This is a genomic window from Kitasatospora sp. NPDC056651 (assembly GCF_042792155.1).
Lineage (GTDB): Bacteria > Actinomycetota > Actinomycetes > Streptomycetales > Streptomycetaceae > Kitasatospora.
Genome location: NZ_JBHTWX010000095.1, coordinates 17,855 through 35,185, shown reverse-complemented (window position 1 = coordinate 35,185; position 17,331 = coordinate 17,855). Strand labels below are relative to the sequence as shown.

The window sequence follows — 17,331 nt, the reverse complement described above, 5'->3', positions numbered from 1 at the left end:
CCCGGCTGCGGGCATCGCGCGGCGGGCGCGGCGTAGGCGGCCCACCGGTCGGGGACGCGCAGGACCGGGAGGGCGTACGGGGTGCTCATGGCGGGGAGTCCAGCAGGTCGGATACGAAGGAGCGCAGGGGTTTTCGGCCCGGTCGGTCGGCCCTGGCGCCGGGTTACGTCACGCCGCCGTGGGTTACGTGACGTCCTCCGTGCGCTCCTTCTGCCGGGCCCGGTAGGCGCGGGAGCGGCAGCGGGGCGAGCAGTAGCGCGGTGGGCGGCCGCCCGGCCGCCGCCGCGCGCCGGGGGAGGGGGCGGGGTCCGTCAGTGGCTCGCCGCACGCGGGGCAGGCCGCCGCCGGTACCGGCTCCGCAGCCTCGGCCCCGGGCTCCGTGGCCGGCTCGGGCCCGGCGGCCGGCTCGGTTGCCGCGGTCGGGTCCTCGGTGGGGTCCTCGGCCGGGTCCGGGGCGGGGTGCGAGGTCAGGCCCAGCCGTTCGGCGACCACACCGGCCTCGAAGCGGCTGTGCGCGCCGAGGCTGTCCAGCAGCTCGGAGACGTGGCGGCGGCAGGTGCGCAGCGAGATGCCGAGCCGCCGGGCGATCGACTCGTCCTTGAGACCCTTCGCGAGCAGCACCAGGATGCTCTGCTTCACCGTCTTGGTGACGTCGTGGGCGGCCTGCGGGCCGTTGGCGAACGGGGTCGCGTTCTCCCAGTCCCGCTCGAAGACCGTCAGCAGGTAGGAGAGCAGGTCGGGCTCCCGGATGATCAGCGCGCCGCCGGAGCTGGCGGGCAGCAGCGCCAACGAACCGTCCACGATGATCAGCTGCGGCAGCACCTCGGGCAGCGTCCGGATCTCGGCGCCCGCCTCGATGAGCCGTCCCGCGTGCACCCGGGTGGGCTGGTCGAAGCGGGTCGCGTGCTGGTAGAGGCTGCGCATCCGCACCCCCCGTTCGAGCAGCGCCAGGTCGCGGGGCAGGGCCTCGCGCAGGGCGGCCGGGGGGAAGGACCCGCCGTGCTTGGAGACCAGCACCTCGCTGCGGCAGGAGTCCATCACGTCGGCGAGCAGCGAGCGGACCGCGAACTTGTCGGGCAGGCGGTCGATGGTGCCCTGGGGGAAGGCCTGCTGGCGGGCCTGGAGGTAGACGGGGAGCAGCGCCGCGAGCCCGTCGCGCTGCTGCTGGATGACCCTCCGCTGCTCGCGCAGCGCCTCCTCGTGGGCGCGCAGGGCGGTGTCGCGGGCGGAGAGCAGCTGCGCCGTGGCGGCCTGGGGGCTCACCGGGAGCCAGGCGGTCGGGCCGGCGGCGGCGGGGTCGTCGGGTGCGCGCAGTTCCTGGAGGAGGCAGGCCCCGGTGAGCTGCCGGACGGCCGCCTCGCACTCCGGAAGGGTCAGGTCGGTCTCTGCCGCCGCCTGCGCGAGGCTCGCGGGTGTGAGGCGCTCGTGCACCACCGTCCACCGGTAGAGCGCGACGGCGGTGCTGTCGAGCGCGGGCACGCCGGTGGCCGGGTCGAGGACGGGCGGTCTGGGGGAGGTCCCGGGTTCCATCGCATGTCTCCTAAAGCTGCCAGGCAGGCTCATGATCCCTTGTGGGGGATGTCGTGGCCATCCGCCGACTGGCAGGGTGACGATCAACGGACCGGGTGAATGTGCCGCGAACTGCGGAAACATCCGAATCGTGTGGAACTGTCCCCAAGGTGATGGGAGTTGTCGTCGTGCGAGGAATCGTGACGCGGACACTGGTCGCGGTCGTGCTGGGCGCCGCTGCCTGGGTGGGCGGGGTGGCACCGGCGAGCGCCGCCGGGTTCTTCGACGACGGGACGTGGACGGACTACGGCCCCGGGAACGGCGGCCACAGCTGCGTCTCCACGACGGCTTGGGGCGACCAGTGGTGCCCGGGCAAGCCTCCGCTCTGACGAGTCGCCTCACACCGGCCCGCCCTCACCTCTCCGAAAGGGAGTCTCCTGCTGTGCACATGGCGCTGAAGCTCCGCGTCCCCACCGCTCCCACCGCCACCGGCCGGGTCGGCTCGGCCGGCGGCGGTGGGTCCGCGCGCCCCGTCGGGCGCCCCTGATCGCCGGTTCCCCCTCGGCGAAGTGACGTGCCCCGCACGGGAGGTCGATGGAGTCGACGTCCCGTGCGGGGCACGCGCGAGCAGCGAGGGTGCCCCTCGGTTCAGCGGAGCCGCGAGGAGGACAGGATCGACGCCAGGTGGGCGACCACCATGCCCCAGGTGATCACCGTGATCCCCGCGAGCGTCCACCGCGTCGCGTCCAGGTTGCCGAGCCCCGCGTCCACCACGGCCGCCGCCAGCAGCACCAGCGAGGCCTCGATGCCGTTGGTGACCCGGTGGATCTTGAACAGCGAGGCGACCTTGCGGGCCGTCGCGATGCCCTGGGAACGCGGCTGCGTGGACTCCTCGGTCGCCGGGAGCTGCCCGCTGCGGGCCCGGGCCACGTCCACCAGGTCCGTCGAGGCCTTGAGCAGCACCACGCCCAGCGCGGCGGCCAGGCCTGCCGACACCCACAGCTCCGACCCGCCGCGCGCCGCCCGTACGCCCGCGCCGATCATCAGCGCGGCGTCCGCCAGGTAGGCGCCCAGCCGGTCCACGTACACCCCGGCCATGCTGAACTGGCGCTTCCAGCGCGCCACTTCGCCGTCCACGCAGTCGAACAGCAGGAACAGCTGGAACAGCACGACGGCCAGCACCGCGCCGGTCGGGCCGGGGATCAGCAGGGCCGCGCCGCCGCCCACCCCGCACACGACCATCACCCAGGTGAGGGTGTTCGGCGACACCGAGGTGCGCACCAGTTGCCGGGTGGTGCGCAGCGAGACCGCCCGCATGTACAACCGGCCCGCCCAGTGCTCGCCGTTGCGGCTCTGGATCTTGGCCTGCGGCTGGCACACCTCGCGCAGCTCGGCGAGTGCCGGAGCAGCCACCATGACGAATCCTTCCACCTGTCCCGAAACGATCACCACAGGCTACGGCCTCCGGGGAAACGCCCGGACCAGCCGGTATGCCGCCGGTGGTACGGCGGATGTCCGCCGGTGGAACGTCCGTCGCCGCGCCCCGCGCCTCGCATGCCGTCGCGCCCCGCGCCCCGCGCCCCGCGCCCCGCACGCCGGCGCTCCCGCGCCCCGCACGCCTGGCGCTCCGGCGTTCCGGTGCTCCCGCTCCCGGGCGAAAACCGGTGGGCCGCCCGAGCGCCCCCGGGCTACGCTGCGCGGGTCCGCCGGAACCCGAAGGCCCCGGGCCCGACTGTCGCGTTCCTCAACCGCCCGCCCCCACGCGCCGGTTGACACGCTCCGCGCGGCCCCGGAGCGGAACGAGGAGTTGCAGACCCATGGTGACCACGGGCGGCCCGTCGCACGGCCCCCACCTGGCCCGGCTGTTGGACGACCACCGCCCGCGCGGCCCGGTGGAGACCGCCGACCACGAGCGGGCCCGCCGGCTCCTCGACGTCGCCGACGCCTGGGACAGGGGCACCTTCCCGCTCCACTTCACCGCCTCCGCGCTGATCGTCCACCCGCCCACCGGTCGGGTCCTGCTGCGCTGGCACGTCCGTCAGCAGGCCTGGCTGCACGTCGGCGGCCACGGCGACCCGGGGGAGAGCCGGCCGCTGGACATCGCCCTGCGCGAGGGCCTGGAGGAGACCGGCCTGACCGACCTCGCCCCGTGGCCCGGCCCGGCCCTGGTCCACGTCGCCGTGGTGCCCGTCCCCGCCTCGCCCACCGAGCCCGCGCACGAGCACGCCGACCTGCGCTTCCTGCTGGCCACCGGCACCCCGGAGCGGGCCCGCCCGGAGAACCCGGCGTCCCCGCTGGAGTGGCTCACCCTCGCGGACGCCAAGCGGCGGACCACCGAGGAGAACCTCCGTGAGACCCTCGACCGGGCCGCCCCCCTGCTGCTCCCCTGAACCCCTTCGAATCCGCTGGAGACGCACCGGATGCACACCGACCAGATCCTGATCTTCGACGCCGACGACACGCTCTGGGAGAACAACGTCCTCTTCGAGCGGGTCATCGACGGCTTCCTGGACTGGGTCGCCGCACCGGCCGAGCACCAGCGCACCAGGGCCCTGCTGAACGAGATCGAGGCCGTCAACTCCGCCACCCTCGGCTACGGCGCCACCGTCTTCCGGCAGAGCCTCGCCGACTGCCTCCAGCGGCTCAACGGCAGCACCCCCACGGCGGCCGACCAGGCCCGGATCGACGCGTTGCTCACCCCGCTGACCAGCAGGGACGTCGAACTGATCCCCGGCGTCGCCGACACCCTGGCCGCCCTCGCCGGCCGGCACCAGCTGCTGCTGCTCACCAAGGGCGACCAGGGTGAGCAACAGCGCAAGGTGGCCGAGTCCGCCATCGACCACCACTTCGGCGGCGTCCACATCGTCGCCGAGAAGTCGGTCGACACCTACCGGCAGCTCACCGCCGAGCTCGACCTCGACCCGGGGCGCACCTGGATGATCGGCAACTCGCCCAAGTCCGACATCGCCCCCGCCCGCCGGGCCGGGCTGCGCACCGTCTTCATCCCGCACGAGCACACCTGGGTGCTGGAGCACGTGGAACTCGGGCCGGACGAGGCGACGTTGCAGCTCGGGGCCTTCCCCGAGCTGCTGCGCCACTTCTGACGCGTCCGGCGCCGGGTCAGCCGGTCAGCCGGGCAGCCCGTCAGCCCGTCAGCGCGGCGGCCGGAACCGGCGTCCCGTCCCGGTACAGCCAGGCCCGCTCGGCGGCCGACCAGACGCCGGCCGTCAGCAGGTAGAGCACGGCGGCCACCGGCACCAGCGCCGCGAACAGCACCGAACCGAACGACAGGTACGGCAGCAGTCCCGCCCCCGGCTGCGGAGCGGGCTGCGCCGCCTTCGCCCCCGCCTTCGTCCCCGCCGCGGCCCTGGCCTTGGCCGCCGCGGTCGCCGCCGCGCGTCGGGCCCGGCGGAAGTTGACGTACCCGACCGCCGCCAGCCCGGCGAACAGCGCCCCGAACACCGCCCACTGCCCGGCGCCGTGCGCGCCCGAGACGTGCAGGCCCAGCGGCACCCCGAACAGGGTGTGGTCGAGCAGGTCGTTCGGGGTGGTGAACAGGCGGTACATCACCGAGAAGAACGGGATCTGCACCAGCATCGGCAGGCATCCGGCGAACGGCGACACCCGCTCCTTCCGGTACAGCTCCGCCATCGCCTCCCGCAGCTGCTCCGGGCGGTCCTCGAACTTCCGGTTCAGCGCGGCGACCTTCGGCGCCAGGGTGGCCCGGGCCTTCTCCCCGCGTGCCGCCGCCCGCGCCAACGGGTGCAGCGCCAGTCGGACGGCGACGGTGAACAGGACGATGGCCGACGCGGTCGGCAGGACGTCGGCGATGGCGGAGACCACGGCGTGCGCGACGGCGACGGCCGGGTCGAGAACAGCGAGAACGGACATGGTGGAGCGAGCCCTCCGGGGTCTCTGGACATGAGTGATCGACGGAGGACGGCCATGCGGGAGCCGTGACGGACGTTCGTACTTACGGACTTACGGATTCACGGGTTCACGGACTCACGCGGCCGCCGGGGCCGCTCCCGGCGCCCTGGGGCGCCGCCTGCCCCGGGCGTCCGGATCACGCTGCGGAAGGAACGCCGTACCGAGCGCCCGGCGCCGCAGCATCCCGCTGCGCACCGCCGCCGGCGCCCGCGCCCCCAGCAGCCGCGCCCCGGCCAGCGCCCCGGCGACCGTCCCGGCCACCAGGGCCACGGCCGCGACGGTGGCGACGGACGCCAGCGTCCCGCTGTCGGCCACCAGCTCCCCGGTCAGCACCCGGAGCAGGCCCAGCAGCATCGCGACGACGGCCACGGCGTGCTCCCCCCTCGGTGTCTGCGTCCCGGACGTAAAGGCAGGACGATCCCGGGGCCCGCCGAGTTCCCGCTTCCGCCGGGAGGATTTCCCGGCCCGCACGGCCGTAGCCGGCGGTGCTACGCGGGGCTACCTTGGAGGGATGAAGACGATTACCCAGCGGGAGTTCCGGAACAACTCCGCCGCGGTGATGGACGCCGTGGAGGCGGGGGAGACCTTCCACATCACCAGGAACGGGGTCGAAGTCGCGGAGCTGCGGCCGGTGTCCGGGCGGCGACGGCTCACGGCGGAGGAGCTGGTGGCGCGGCACGTGAAGCTGCCGCGGGTGGACTATCAGCAGATGCGCAAGGAGGCCGAGGAGTACTTCGGGCTCGAGGAACTGGTGGGGGACGAGGACGACGACCCGTTCGAGCGGCGGCGTGGCTGAGCGCCGCAGAGCGTCCCGGCGGCGGCCGGCCGGGGTGCTGGACACCTGCGTCTACATCGACCTGGCGCTGCTCAACGCGTCCGACCTGCCGGCCGTGCCCGAGCTGACCGCGATCACCTTCGCCGAGCTGCAGCAGGGCGTGTCGATGGCCCGGGACCCGGCCAGCCGGGCGGCCCGGCTGGAGGTGCTGGGCGCGGCGATGGCGGACTTCGACCCGCTGCCCTTCGACGCGGCGGCCGCGGCCCGCTACGGGACGCTGGTCACCCTCACCATCGCCGCCGGGCGGCAGCCGCGTCCGCGCCGGATCGACCTGATGATCGCCGCGGTCGCCTCGGCCCACGGGCTGCCGCTGTACACCCGCAACGTGGCGGACTTCCGGGGGCTGGGATCGGCGGTGGAGGTCATCGGGGTGTGAGGGCGGCCGTTCCGTCCCGCTCGATCCGGTCGGCCAGCGCGGCCGCGTACGTCAGGGCCTGCGCCCGGTGGCGGGTGCGCAGCAGGACGGTGTTGCCGCCGCGCTCGCCCCGGTCGCTGCCCGCCTTGGCGGCGACGGCCCACAGCGGGCGGCCGAGCAGTCGCAGGACGAGCCATCGGATTCCGACGTTCAGGCCGATGAGGGCGGCGAGCGGGACGAGCAGGAGGATCCCCTCGACGCTGTCCGGGGTGCCGGCGACGTGCCGGAACGGGTCGTGGTTGTCCAGCCGCTTGGCGGTGGCCCCGAACCGTCCGAGCCACACCACCGCGATCCGGACGGGCACGGCGTCGGGCCCGGTCGCCTCGACGTGGCCGATCGACCCGTCCCGTTCGCCGCGGGCCCAGGCCTTCCGCTCCTTCGTGACCGACAGGCTCTCCTGGAGCGCCCGGTCCTCGGTCTCCCGGGTCTTCCGGCGCTGCTCGAACTCCTCCTCGCGGGTCCGCTGCTCGGCGGACCACGCCTGCTCGCGCCGCCGGCGCTCCTCGACGTCGACCTGCCGCCCCCGCTGACTGTTCATCTGATCATCTTAGGAGTGACGCCCCGGGCGGCCGCGGGGCGAGGGGGCCTCCGGTCAGCCCAGGCGGACCGCCGTCCCCGTGGCCGCGGAGGCACGGGCGGCCTCCAGTACGGCCAGGGCGGCCACCGCGTCGCGCGGGTCGACCGGGGGCGGGGTGCCCGGGGTGGCCAGGGCGGCGGCGACGCCCGCGTAGAAGGCGGGGTAGTCGCCGGGGTCGGTCGGGAGCGAGATCGCGGACTCGTCGGTGCCGAGGGTGCCGTAGTGCGAGGGCTGGTCGGCGCCCCAGGGGCGGGTGCCGTCCGGGCGCAGGCCCGCCCGCAGGTCGGCTTCCTGGGGGTCCATGCCGGGCTTGACGTAGCCGGCGGTGTCGCCGAGCACCCGCAGCCGGGGGCCGATCAGCGGGGTGATGGCGCTGGTCCACAGGTGCGAGCGGGTGCCGGAGGCGTGGGTGAGGGCGAGGAAGGCGTCGTCGTCCACCACCGCGCCGTCACGCCGGACGTCGATCTCCGCGTACACCGTCTCGACCGGACCGAACAGGGTCAGCGCCTGGTCGACCAGGTGGCTGCCCAGGTCGTACAGCGTGCCGCCGACCTCGGCCGGGTCGGCCAGCTCGCGCCAGCCCGGCTTGGGCTTGGGGCGGAAGCGCTCGAAGCGGGACTCGAAGCGGTGCACCCGGCCGAGCGCGCCGCCGCGCACCAGCCGGCTCGCGGTGAGGAAGTCCCCGTCCCAGCGGCGGTTGTGGAAGACCGAGAGCAGCACGCCCCGCTCCTCGGCGAGGCGGCACAGCTCCAGCGCCTCGGCGGCGGTGCCGGCCAGCGGCTTGTCCACCACGGTCGCCAGACCGGCCCGCAGCGCGGCGCGGGCGAGCGGGGCGTGGGTGCGGTTGGGCGAGGCGATGACGACCAGGTCGAGCGCGTCCGGATCGGCGAGCAGCAGCTCGGGGGTGTCCACGGCGCGGGCGCCGGGGTGCTCGCGCGCCAGCTGGGCGCGCCGGTCGGCGTTGGCGGTGACCACGGCGTCCAGCCGCAGCCCCGGCGTGCCGGCGATCAGCGGAGCGTGGAAGGCGGAGCCGGCCAGACCGTAGCCGATCAGGCCGACACGGAACGGACCGGGAGTCGTCTGCTGGTTCATGCGCCCACTCAATCACGAGGCGGGACCGGTCCAGCCAAAGCGGGCGCAAACGGGCGCTTCGCCGGGCTCGGCGAAGCGCCCTCGCGCGAGCGGGCCGCCGGTCAGGACCGGCGGCCCCGGGACTCAGATCAGGTCGACCAGGTCGGCGATCGAGTCGACCACCCGGGTCGGCCGGTACGGGAAGCGCTCCACATCGGTGCTCTGCGTCAGGCCGGTGAGGACCAGGAAGGTCGACATCCCGGCCTCCATCCCCGAGACGATGTCGGTGTCCATCCGGTCTCCGATCATGGCGCTGTTCTCGGAGTGGGCGCCGATGGCGTTCAGACCGGCCCGCATCATCAGCGGGTTCGGCTTCCCCACGAAGTAGGGCTCCACGCCCGTGGCCTTCGTGATCAGCGCGGCCACCGCTCCGGTGGCCGGAAGCGCGCCCTCGGCGGACGGCCCGGTCTCGTCCGGGTTGGTGGCGATGAACCGGGCGCCGTCGTTGATCAGGCGGACGGCCTTGGTCATCGCCTCGAACGAATAGGTCCGCGTTTCGCCGAGGATCACGAAATCGGGGTCGGTGTCCGTGAGCACGTAGCCGACGTCGTGCAGCGCGGTGGTCAGGCCGGCCTCGCCGATCACGTAGGCGGTGCCGTTGGGACGCTGGTCGGCGAGGAACTTGGCGGTGGCCAGCGCGGACGTCCAGATGTGCTCGGCGGGGACGTCGAGACCCATCCGGGAAAGCCGGGCGTGCAGGTCGCGCTGGGTGTAGATGGAGTTGTTCGTGAGCACCAGGAACGGCTTTCCGGACTCACGCAGCCGCTTGATGAAGGCGTCGGCCCCGGGGATCGGCACGCCCTCGTGGATGAGGACGCCGTCCATGTCGGTCAGCCAGGTCTCGATGGGCTTGCGGTCTGACACGGTGGTGTCTCCTAGGTCTTGCGATGGTTCGAAATCGCACCGGACCGGACACCAGCGGCCGGCCGGGCGCCAATGGCTGCCCCAACACGGGCCAGCCTAGTCGCCCAGGAGCCCCGCTCGTAGGGGGCTGTCGACCCCCGGCCGCTCGCAGCCGAAACGCCGCTGCCGTCCCGCGGCGTGCGGGACGGCACCGACTCCTCGTCCGGCCCGGGAGCTCGATCGGCACCCGTCGGTCCTCCTCGTGACGCCGACGTACACGGCGCCGTACACGGCGCCGTACGACGTGATGTCGACGGTCGAACCCGCCCCGCCCGCGGTGTCGGACGCCCATACCGCGTGACCGTCAGAGGGGTGGAGAGCGAAGTCGCCGTCCGAATGATCGTCGGATGCGGGTCGTGCCGCGCCCGGGAAGTCTTCGACTTCCGTCCCGACGGAGCCGATCCTGACGAGTCGTCAGCGATCGTGTGCGGTGCATGACCTTCCGCCCTTCAGACATGGTGTGCGATTCGGTCGCAGCCCCGATCGCCGGGGAGAACGGTCTCGGGGAGAACGGTCGCCGGGGCCGGATTCCGCTCCGGGGGAGTGTGTTGTCAGTGGGGCTGTGTAGCGTTCGGGGTGATAGAGGGCGTGCGGCGCAGCAGCCGCGGTGTTGGAGGTGGATGTCGTGACGGACACGGTCGAGGCGGGCGTGGTCGGGGCCGGTGCGGGCGGCGGGCTGGAGCTGCCCGAGTCCTGGCGCGCGGTGCTGGGCTCCGAGACGGAGAAGCCGTACTTCGCCGAACTGGTGGCCTTCGTGGCGGCCCAGCGCGCGGAGCACGAGGTGTTCCCGCCGAGCGGCCAGGAGTTCGCGGCGCTGGAGGCCACCCCGTACGACAAGGTCCGGGTGCTCGTGCTCGGCCAGGACCCGTACCACGACAACGGCCAGGCGCACGGCATGAGCTTCTCGGTGCTGCCGGGCACCAAGACGCCGCCGTCGCTGCGCAACATCTTCAAGGAACTGGACGCCGACCTGGGCATCCCGGCCCCGGACAACGGCTACCTGATGCACTGGGCCGAGCAGGGCGTGCTGCTGCTGAACGCGGTGCTCACGGTCCGCGCGCACGAGGCCAACTCGCACAAGGCGAAGGGCTGGGAGAAGTTCACCGACGCGGTGATCAAGGCGGTGAGCGACCGCGAGGAGCCGGTGGTCTTCGTGCTCTGGGGCAACTACGCGAAGAAGAAGCTGCCGCTGATCGACACGGCCAAGCACGTGGTGGTGCAGGGGGCGCACCCGTCGCCGCTGTCGGCCAAGCTGTTCTTCGGCAGCCGTCCGTTCTCGCAGATCAACACTGCGCTCGACTCCTTCGGTGCCGAGGCGATCGACTGGCAGGTGCCGAACCTCAAGGAGGCCTGAGCCTCGCTTGAGTGCTCCCGGGCGGGGCCCTTCTGGGCGGGGCGCTCCTGAGCCCTCCTGGGCACTGGTGGCCGTGGGCCGGACGGGTTCGATGTCCCGTTCGCCCACGGCCACTTGGCGTTCACCGTCGATGGCCGACGGCCGGTGCGGGGTGTGCTTAGCTGGTGCGGATCGGGCGGACCGGCCGGTCCGGGGGAGGGGCGGTACGTGTACGGGCTGGGGCGGGCAGGGGCGTTGCGGTGGGCGGCCGGGGTGCTGCTGGCCGGGGTGACGGCCGTCGTGTCCGGCTGCGGCGGCTCGGACGGCGGCAAGCCGGGCGCCGCCACCTCGGGTCCGGGGGCGGGTGAAAGCACGGGTGAAAGCGCGGGGGAGAGCGCGGGGGAGAGCGCGGGTGCGGGCCGGGCCGGGGGGCTCGCCCAGCTCCCCGGGCAGGACTTCTACGTCTCCGACCAGACCAACGCCGCCCGGCAGGTGACCGCGCTGCGCGGTCAGGGCCGCACGGCGGAGGCCGAGACGCTGCTGCGGATCGCCGCCCAGCCCTCCTCGCAGTGGCTCGGCGAACAGGGCGCCCGGGAGATCGCCGAGCAGGTGAGCCGGCGGGCCACCGAGGCGGGCCGGACGGCCGTGTTCGTCGCCTACGACATCCCGCACCGCGACTGCGGCCAGTACTCGGCCGGCGGCGCTCCCGACGCGGCCGCCTACCGGTCCTGGATCACCGGCGTCGCGCAGGCCATCGGCGACCGCAAGGCCTGGGTGGTGCTGGAGCCGGACGCCGTCGCCCACACCCTGGACAACTGCGGGATCAAGGGCGACCTGGCCGCCGAGCGGTACGGCCTGCTGGCCTTCGCCGTCCAGGAGCTGAAGAAGAACCCGAACGCCCGGGTCTACCTGGACGCGGGCAACCCCGGCTGGGCGCAGGACCCGGAGGAACTGGCCGGCGCCCTGCGCAGGTCGGGCATCGCGGCGGCGGACGGCTTCGCCCTGAACGTCGCCAACTTCTACGACACCGGGCGGAACACGGCCTACGGTGCCAGGCTCTCCGCGGCCCTGGACGGGAAGCACTTCGTGATCGACACCAGCCGCAGCGGCAACGGCGCGCTGGGCGGCGACGCCTGGTGCAACCCGCCCGGGCGCGCGCTCGGCGAGCGGCCGACCACCAGGACCGGCCGGCCCGCGGTGGACGCCTACCTGTGGATCAAGAACCCGGGGGAGTCGGACGGCGACTGCGGGCGGGGCGAGCCGAGGGCGGGCGAGTTCTGGCTGCCCTACGCGCTCGGACTGGCGCAGGCGGCGCGCTGAGGGACGGCCGCGCCGCCGGCTCCGGCCTCCTCGGCGGTGGCGGGTTCTGTCGGCTCGACTCCTGGGCGGTGACCTCGTTTCCCGGGCGATGGCCTGGCCCGCTGGAGGCCCGGACTCCTAGGCGGTGACCTGGATCCAGCGGGCGACCGACGGGGTGCCGGCCGAGTCGGTCAGGAACAGCATGTACCAGCCCGGCGGCAGCAGGTTGGGGTTGCCGGGCAGGGTGAGCGCGACGCCGTCCGCGGTCCGTCCGGTGATGTCCAGGGCCACCGAGCGCTGTTCGACGTCCGTCACGTGGGTGACCGAACTCGGCCGGATCAGTTTGGCGGTGGCGACCGCCTCCGGCCGTGAGGCGCCGACGCTCATGGTGCCGCCGAGCCGGGCCGCCTGTGGAGCGGCGCCGACCTCGGGGCGGTCGCCGTGGTACAGGTACGGCGGGGTGTAGATCTCGATGCGCTGCTCGAACCCGCCCGGCTGGGTCTCGGCCTTGTCCGCGAAGAGCGGGTTGGAGCCCAGGACGGCGACCCGGCCGTCCGGCAGCAGCAGCGCCTCCGAGTGGTAGTCGCGGCCGACGGCCGGCTCGGCGGCGGTGCTGAAGCTGTTGGAGTCCGGGTGGTACACCTGCGCCTTGAGCAGGTCGCTGTCGCCCCGGCCGCGGTAGCCGCTGGAGCCCCCGGTGGTGAAGACGGTGTCGTCCGGGAGGATCACGCTGTTGAGGTAGCGGGTGCCGCCGGCCGGCAGGTCCGGGCCCGGGGTGAAGACGGGCTGGGCGGCGGCGAGGTCGACGATGTCGGTGCGGGCGGTGGACAGCGGCGACTCGCCGACGCCACCGCCGCCGAGCACCATCACCTTCTGCGCCTGCGCGGGCGGCAGCAGCACCGAGGATGAGGTCTCGGTCAGGCCGGGGTCGCGCAGGCCGGGGACGGGCTGGAAGGCGCTGTTCGACAGGTCCCACACGCCGGGCTCGCGGCCCTTGTCGGCGGGACCGTAGCCGCCGTTGGAACCGGAGTAGAAGAGCTTGCCGGACGCGGTCAGGAAGACCGCCGGGTAGGTCGGGAAGTAGTGGTCGGGGCCCTTGGACCAGGACTTGGTCCTCGGGTCGTAGATCTCGTTGTCGTTGCCGTCGAGGATCTCCCCGGTATCGTCCAGCCCCGAGACGGTGACCACCCGGCCGTCGCCCAGCCCGGTCAGCGTCGGGTACCAGCGGGCGTGGGCCATGTCGGTGACCGGCTCGTACAGTTCGGTGTCCGGGTTGAACTCGAAGGCGGAGCGGATGCCCTGGTACTCCTGCTTGTCCAGGGTCAGCTTCTCGTTCTGCCCGTACAGGTTGTGGGCGTCGGTGCCGCTCAGGCCCTTGATCCGGTACTGGGCGGGGGCGTCGGAGACGTAGTCCGGGCCCGCGCCGACCGCCTCCACGTACACGTGCTGCTCGCCGGCGGTGACCACGGTCTGCTTGCCGGAGCCGGTCTTGGCGGCGGCCGGGACGGTCACCGCGGCGGTGCTGGCGTACTCGTGGCCGTTCGGGGCCACGAAGACGGTGCCCTTCGGGAAGGTCCGGTCGCGCTCCGGGCTCTCGTTGCGCACCCGCATGATGCCGGCGGCCTTCTTCACGGCACCGACCAGCTTCTCGTACCGCTGGGTGCCGCCGGCGACCAGGACACGGCCGTCCGGCAGCGAGGTGTGGCCGCCGCAGAACATGTCGGCCGGGGTCGGGATCAGCTTGTAGGAGTTCCGGGCCGGATCCCAGAGCAGGCTCTTGAAGGTGCCCGCGTCGAACTGCTTCTGGTCGTTGCCGGAGCCGGCCACGATCAGCACCTTGCCGGTGCGCAGCACGGTCGCGTGCACGGCGTTGACCCGGAACTCGGCGGGCAGCGACAGGGTCTGCCAGTGGCCGTACTGCGCCTTGTACTCGGGGCGGTTGATCACGTAGCTGTGGTACTGCTCGGAGGCGAAGCCGAGGACGGCCGGCGCGTTCATCCCGGCCACGGTCAGCGCGACGGTGCTGCCGAGGGCGAGGCGCTTGGCGCGGCCGGCCTTGTGGATCTTCACGGTGATGGCTCCCCTCGGGAGGCGGTCGGGGCTGTTCGGCGGGCGGCTCTGTACGGGGTGGCTCTGTACGGGGTGGCTCTGGACGGCGGGCGGCTCTGTACGGGGGCGGGGCGGGGCCGTTCGGGGGTGGGGCCGGTCAGTGGGTCGGTATGCCGCTGCCCGCGTGGTCGGATGCGGGCAGCGACGGCTGTTCGGGCCGTGGGGCTCGTGGGTCGCGGGCGTGGCGGGCGTGGCGCGGGCGGCGCTTCTCCAGCAGGACGTTCGGGGCCGAGGCCGGGCCGCCGGTGACGGTGAGGGTGGCGGTGGGGCGGCTACGGCGGCGGCGGACGGCGTCGCCGGCCGTGATCAGGACCGGCAGGAGGGTGAGCCCCAGGGCGATCCAGGCCCAGGCGCGCATCGCGACGTGGTCGTAGCCGGTGACGTAGGAGGCGGCGATCGCGCCGCCGAACACCAGCGTCCAGAACAGGTGGAAGCGGAAGGTGCCGAGGCGGTCGGTGCTGGCCGCGCGGCCCTTGGGCGTCACCACGAAGCGGCTGCGGCGCCGGACGAGCGCCTGGAGCAGTGAGGCCGCGTACACCGGACCGCAGAGTGCCGACATCACCATGCCCGCGACCCCGGAGGACCCGGCCGGCTCGTGCGGGCTCACGTTGTGCTTGCGGTTCCAGGTGTAGAGCAGGAGTTGGAGGGCGGCGGCGTCGCTGTAGAGCATCATCCAGATCTCCGAGGAGACGTGCACGCCCGAGGCTCCGAAGCCCAGGTAGAGCACGCTGGACAGGCCGCCGAGCAGCCAGGTGAGCGCCGCCATCGGGTAGAAACCCATCATCAGCGAGTAGTTGAGCAGCCGCCCGGGGGACAGCTGCCACAGCACGCGCCAGTACCGGGTGAGCAGGGTCTCGTAGGTGCCGCGGCTCCAGCGCAGTTGCTGGGAGAAGAAGTCGGTCCAGGAGGACGGACCCTCACCGACCGCGAGCACGTCCGGGGTGTAGACGGACTTCCAGCGCTCCCCGGTCTCCGGGTTCCGGCTGCGGTGGAACTCCAGACCGGTGGCCATATCCTCGGTGATGGAGTCGGACAGTCCGCCGATCGACTGGAGCGCCCGGATCCTGACGGCGTTGTTGGTGCCGACGAACATGGGTGCGCCGTAGCGGTTTCCGGCGCGTTGGATGAGGGCGTGGAAGAGGTACTGCTGGCTCTCGGAGAACGCGGTGACGGCCGAGCCCGAGCTGCGGTAGTTCCCGTACACCTGGGGACCGACCACGAACGCCACGTCGGGGTCGCGGAAGTAGCCGAGCATCCGCTCGCAGAAGTCCGGCAGCGGGACGTGGTCGGTGTCCACGGACACCCAGAACTCGTAGTCGTCGCCGTGGGCCTGGAGCCAGGCGTTGTAGTTGCCGTGCTTGGTCCCGGCGCGGAACGGGCCCTTCGGGCGGTTCCAGTGCGGCAGGCCCGCGCGGCTGAAGTGGCGCACGCCCAGCTCGGCGCAGAGCGCCTGCATTGCAGGATCGTTTCCCTCGTCCAACAGCCAGACGTCGTACGGCCCCTCGTGCCGCACGGCGCGGGCCGCGGCGAGCGTGGCCCGGACCATCTCCGGCGGTTCCTTGCCCGGCACGCAGGTGGTGAGGAAGGCGACCCGGGTGCCGGGCTCCGGTGTCACCGGGACCGGGTCGCGGGCGACCAGCGTGGCATGGGTGTTGGAGACGACGTTGACCAGCCGGAACACCTCGACCACCGCGATGATGCCGATCATCACCTTGTCGCCGAGGAGCACCAGGGCGTTCGTCTCGTCCAGCCGCTCGGGCCAGTGCTCCGGCAGCAGCAGCCAGACCAGCAGCACCGCCTCCACCACGGGGGCGGCCATCAGCAACAGGGCGGCGCGGATCCGGTGCGGCTCGCGGCGCAGCAGGCTGCGGTACCGGACGCGGTAGGGGGCGGCGGGGGGCTCCTGCGGCTCCTGCGGCTTGGGCGGCCCGAGGAGCGCGGCGGGCGCGTGCGGGGAGGATCCGTACGGCGAGGGGCCGTACGGTGAGGACGCGGCTGGTGCGGCTGGTGCCACCGGTTCGGGCCAGTAGACACCGGCGCCGAGGTCGTCGTCCTCGTCCGGGTCGTGGGCCGGGCCGGCCAGGCGGCTGAAGTGGCCGTAGTCGTACGGGGCTTCGGGTGCGGGGACGGCGCGCAGGGCGGCTTCGTCCAGCTGTCCGGCGTTCCGCCCGTGGGCCGTTCCGACGCCCTTTCGTCGCGAGAACGGCGTGGTCATGGCTGCTCCCCCAGGCAGTTTCCGGGATCTCCGGCACATCCGGTGCGTGCGACCGGTCCGGTTGTCGCGCCGGTGCGGCGGTCTCGAACGCGGGATCCCGATGAGCTGTTCAGCTTCCCCTCCGGGCACGTCGGGATCCTTGGCGCCCTCAACTCTCCCTGAGCGCAACGGTGATCGCAACCAGTCCAGGAGATCACCGCTGCCGAGGCATGAAGATGTCATGGTTCCCGGACGATCCGACGGGTGTTGCTGCTATGGCGGTGAATTCGGCTCGGCTCCCGGCCTGCCCCCGTCTTCGGCCCTTGCGGGAGCGGCGGAACGGCCGGACCGCCTGAGGGGTGGCCCGGCCGCCCGTGCGGCGTGGGGGAGGTCAGAGCGGGGGCAGCAGGGGCGCGCCGGTCGCCGCCCGGACCTCGGCGAGGTCCACGCCGGGCGCCGTCTCCACCACGCGCAGCCCCTCCGGGGTCACGTCGACCACCGCGAGGTCGGTGACGATGCGGTCCACAACACACCTTCCGGTGGCAGGAAGTGACAGTTCGCCGACGATCTTCGGCGAGCCGTCCCGGGCGGTGTGCTCCATCACCACGATCAGCCTGCGGGCCCCGTGCACCAGGTCCATCGCGCCGCCCATGCCCTTGACCATCTTGCCGGGGATCATCCAGTTCGCGAGGTCCCCGGCGGCCGACACCTGCATGGCGCCGAGCACCGAGACGTCGATCCGCCCGGCCCGGATCATGCCGAAGGAGAAGGCGGAGTCGAAGTACGAGGCGCCGGGGGCGACCGTCACCGTCTCCTTCCCGGCGTTGATCAGGTCCGCGTGCTCGGCGCCCTCCTCCGGGTACGGGCCGACGCCGAGGACGCCGTTCTCCGAGTGCAGCACCACCTCGACGCCCGGCGGGAGGTGGTTGGGGATCAGGGTCGGCAGGCCGATGCCCAGGTTCACGTACTGGCCGTCGCGCAACTCCCGGGCGGCGCGGGCGGCCAGGGCGTTGCGCGGGTCGAGGGCGGGGGTGGGGGTGGTCGGGGAGGTGGGGACGGGGGCAGGGGTGGAGTTGCTTGCGGTGAGGGTGGGCAT

The 17,331-nt window shown here is 73.3% G+C and carries 17 protein-coding genes; 7 read left to right on the top strand and 10 right to left on the bottom strand.

Annotated elements, in window-relative coordinates; genetic code table 11:
* Positions 1–183 precede the first annotated feature (183 nt).
* Complete coding sequence (locus tag ACFRAR_RS29320; RefSeq protein ID WP_380701570.1) at positions 184–1,530, bottom strand: LuxR C-terminal-related transcriptional regulator; 1,347 nt, start codon at positions 1,528–1,530, stop codon at positions 184–186.
* 179 nt (positions 1,531–1,709) lie between these two features.
* Between ACFRAR_RS29320 and ACFRAR_RS29315 the strand changes: the two genes are divergently transcribed.
* Positions 1,710–1,898 (top strand): hypothetical protein, encoded by a 189-nt coding sequence (locus ACFRAR_RS29315; protein WP_380701568.1) that lies wholly within the window; start codon positions 1,710–1,712, stop codon positions 1,896–1,898.
* 259 nt (positions 1,899–2,157) lie between these two features.
* Here ACFRAR_RS29315 and ACFRAR_RS29310 read toward each other — a convergent pair whose 3' ends face one another.
* Positions 2,158–2,925: a CDP-alcohol phosphatidyltransferase family protein gene (locus ACFRAR_RS29310; RefSeq protein ID WP_380701566.1), complete on the bottom strand. Its 768-nt coding sequence runs from the start codon at positions 2,923–2,925 to the stop codon at positions 2,158–2,160.
* 401 nt (positions 2,926–3,326) lie between these two features.
* Here ACFRAR_RS29310 and ACFRAR_RS29305 point away from each other — a divergent pair, with 401 nt between their 5' ends.
* Together ACFRAR_RS29305 and ACFRAR_RS29300 are read left to right on the top strand one after the other, a co-directional pair.
* Complete coding sequence (locus ACFRAR_RS29305) at positions 3,327–3,899, top strand: NUDIX domain-containing protein (protein ID WP_380701564.1); 573 nt, start codon at positions 3,327–3,329, stop codon at positions 3,897–3,899.
* A gap of 30 nt (positions 3,900–3,929) precedes the next feature.
* Positions 3,930–4,613, top strand: a complete 684-nt coding sequence (locus ACFRAR_RS29300; RefSeq protein ID WP_380701562.1) for an HAD family hydrolase — start codon at positions 3,930–3,932, stop codon at positions 4,611–4,613.
* A 40-nt stretch (positions 4,614–4,653) separates the two neighbouring features.
* On the opposite strand, the gene ACFRAR_RS29295 is transcribed toward ACFRAR_RS29300, so the two are convergent.
* Positions 4,654–5,400 (bottom strand): YidC/Oxa1 family membrane protein insertase, encoded by a 747-nt coding sequence (locus ACFRAR_RS29295; RefSeq protein WP_380701560.1) that lies wholly within the window; start codon positions 5,398–5,400, stop codon positions 4,654–4,656.
* Positions 5,401–5,514: 114 nt separating this feature from the next.
* Positions 5,515–5,808: a DUF6412 domain-containing protein gene (locus ACFRAR_RS29290; protein WP_380701558.1), complete on the bottom strand. Its 294-nt coding sequence runs from the start codon at positions 5,806–5,808 to the stop codon at positions 5,515–5,517.
* A 142-nt stretch (positions 5,809–5,950) separates the two neighbouring features.
* Here ACFRAR_RS29290 and ACFRAR_RS29285 point away from each other — a divergent pair, with 142 nt between their 5' ends.
* Both ACFRAR_RS29285 and ACFRAR_RS29280 read left to right on the top strand, forming a co-directional pair.
* Entirely contained in the window at positions 5,951–6,235 is a 285-nt protein-coding gene (locus tag ACFRAR_RS29285) for a type II toxin-antitoxin system Phd/YefM family antitoxin (RefSeq protein WP_380701556.1), read from the top strand.
* On the top strand, positions 6,228–6,650 hold the full coding sequence (locus ACFRAR_RS29280; protein ID WP_380701554.1) for a type II toxin-antitoxin system VapC family toxin: 423 nt from the start codon (positions 6,228–6,230) through the stop codon (positions 6,648–6,650). The genes ACFRAR_RS29285 and ACFRAR_RS29280 overlap by 8 nt, the downstream gene beginning before the upstream one ends.
* Here ACFRAR_RS29280 and ACFRAR_RS29275 read toward each other — a convergent pair.
* The 3 genes from ACFRAR_RS29275 to ACFRAR_RS29265 all read right to left on the bottom strand — a co-directional run bounded on the left by ACFRAR_RS29275 (position 6,637) and on the right by ACFRAR_RS29265 (position 9,261).
* Complete coding sequence (locus ACFRAR_RS29275) at positions 6,637–7,227, bottom strand: hypothetical protein (RefSeq protein WP_380701552.1); 591 nt, start codon at positions 7,225–7,227, stop codon at positions 6,637–6,639. The genes ACFRAR_RS29280 and ACFRAR_RS29275 overlap by 14 nt on opposite strands.
* Before the next feature lie 54 nt (positions 7,228–7,281).
* Positions 7,282–8,358, bottom strand: a complete 1,077-nt coding sequence (locus ACFRAR_RS29270; RefSeq protein ID WP_380701550.1) for a Gfo/Idh/MocA family oxidoreductase — start codon at positions 8,356–8,358, stop codon at positions 7,282–7,284.
* Between the two features lie 123 nt (positions 8,359–8,481).
* Positions 8,482–9,261, bottom strand: a complete 780-nt coding sequence (locus ACFRAR_RS29265; RefSeq protein WP_380701548.1) for an HAD-IIA family hydrolase — start codon at positions 9,259–9,261, stop codon at positions 8,482–8,484.
* 664 nt (positions 9,262–9,925) lie between these two features.
* Between ACFRAR_RS29265 and ACFRAR_RS29260 the strand changes: the two genes are divergently transcribed.
* Both ACFRAR_RS29260 and ACFRAR_RS29255 read left to right on the top strand, forming a co-directional pair.
* The gene (locus ACFRAR_RS29260) at positions 9,926–10,654 is read left to right on the top strand and encodes a uracil-DNA glycosylase (RefSeq protein ID WP_380701546.1); all 729 of its coding nucleotides are present in this window, start codon (positions 9,926–9,928) and stop codon (positions 10,652–10,654) included.
* A 207-nt stretch (positions 10,655–10,861) separates the two neighbouring features.
* On the top strand, positions 10,862–11,953 hold the full coding sequence (locus tag ACFRAR_RS29255; protein WP_380701544.1) for a glycoside hydrolase family 6 protein: 1,092 nt from the start codon (positions 10,862–10,864) through the stop codon (positions 11,951–11,953).
* 117 nt (positions 11,954–12,070) lie between these two features.
* Here the strand turns inward: ACFRAR_RS29255 and ACFRAR_RS29250 are convergent, their stop codons facing one another.
* The 3 genes from ACFRAR_RS29250 to ACFRAR_RS29240 all read right to left on the bottom strand — a co-directional run bounded on the left by ACFRAR_RS29250 (position 12,071) and on the right by ACFRAR_RS29240 (position 17,331).
* Positions 12,071–14,002 carry a galactose oxidase-like domain-containing protein gene (locus ACFRAR_RS29250; RefSeq protein ID WP_380701542.1) on the bottom strand — a complete coding sequence of 644 codons (1,932 nt, stop codon included), beginning with the start codon at positions 14,000–14,002 and terminating at the stop codon, positions 12,071–12,073.
* A gap of 136 nt (positions 14,003–14,138) precedes the next feature.
* Entirely contained in the window at positions 14,139–16,256 is a 2,118-nt protein-coding gene (locus ACFRAR_RS29245) for a glycosyltransferase family 2 protein (RefSeq protein WP_380701540.1), read from the bottom strand.
* Between the two features lie 370 nt (positions 16,257–16,626).
* A complete protein-coding gene (locus ACFRAR_RS29240; protein ID WP_380701538.1) occupies positions 16,627–17,331 on the bottom strand; it encodes a 3-oxoacid CoA-transferase subunit B in 705 nt (234 codons plus the stop codon).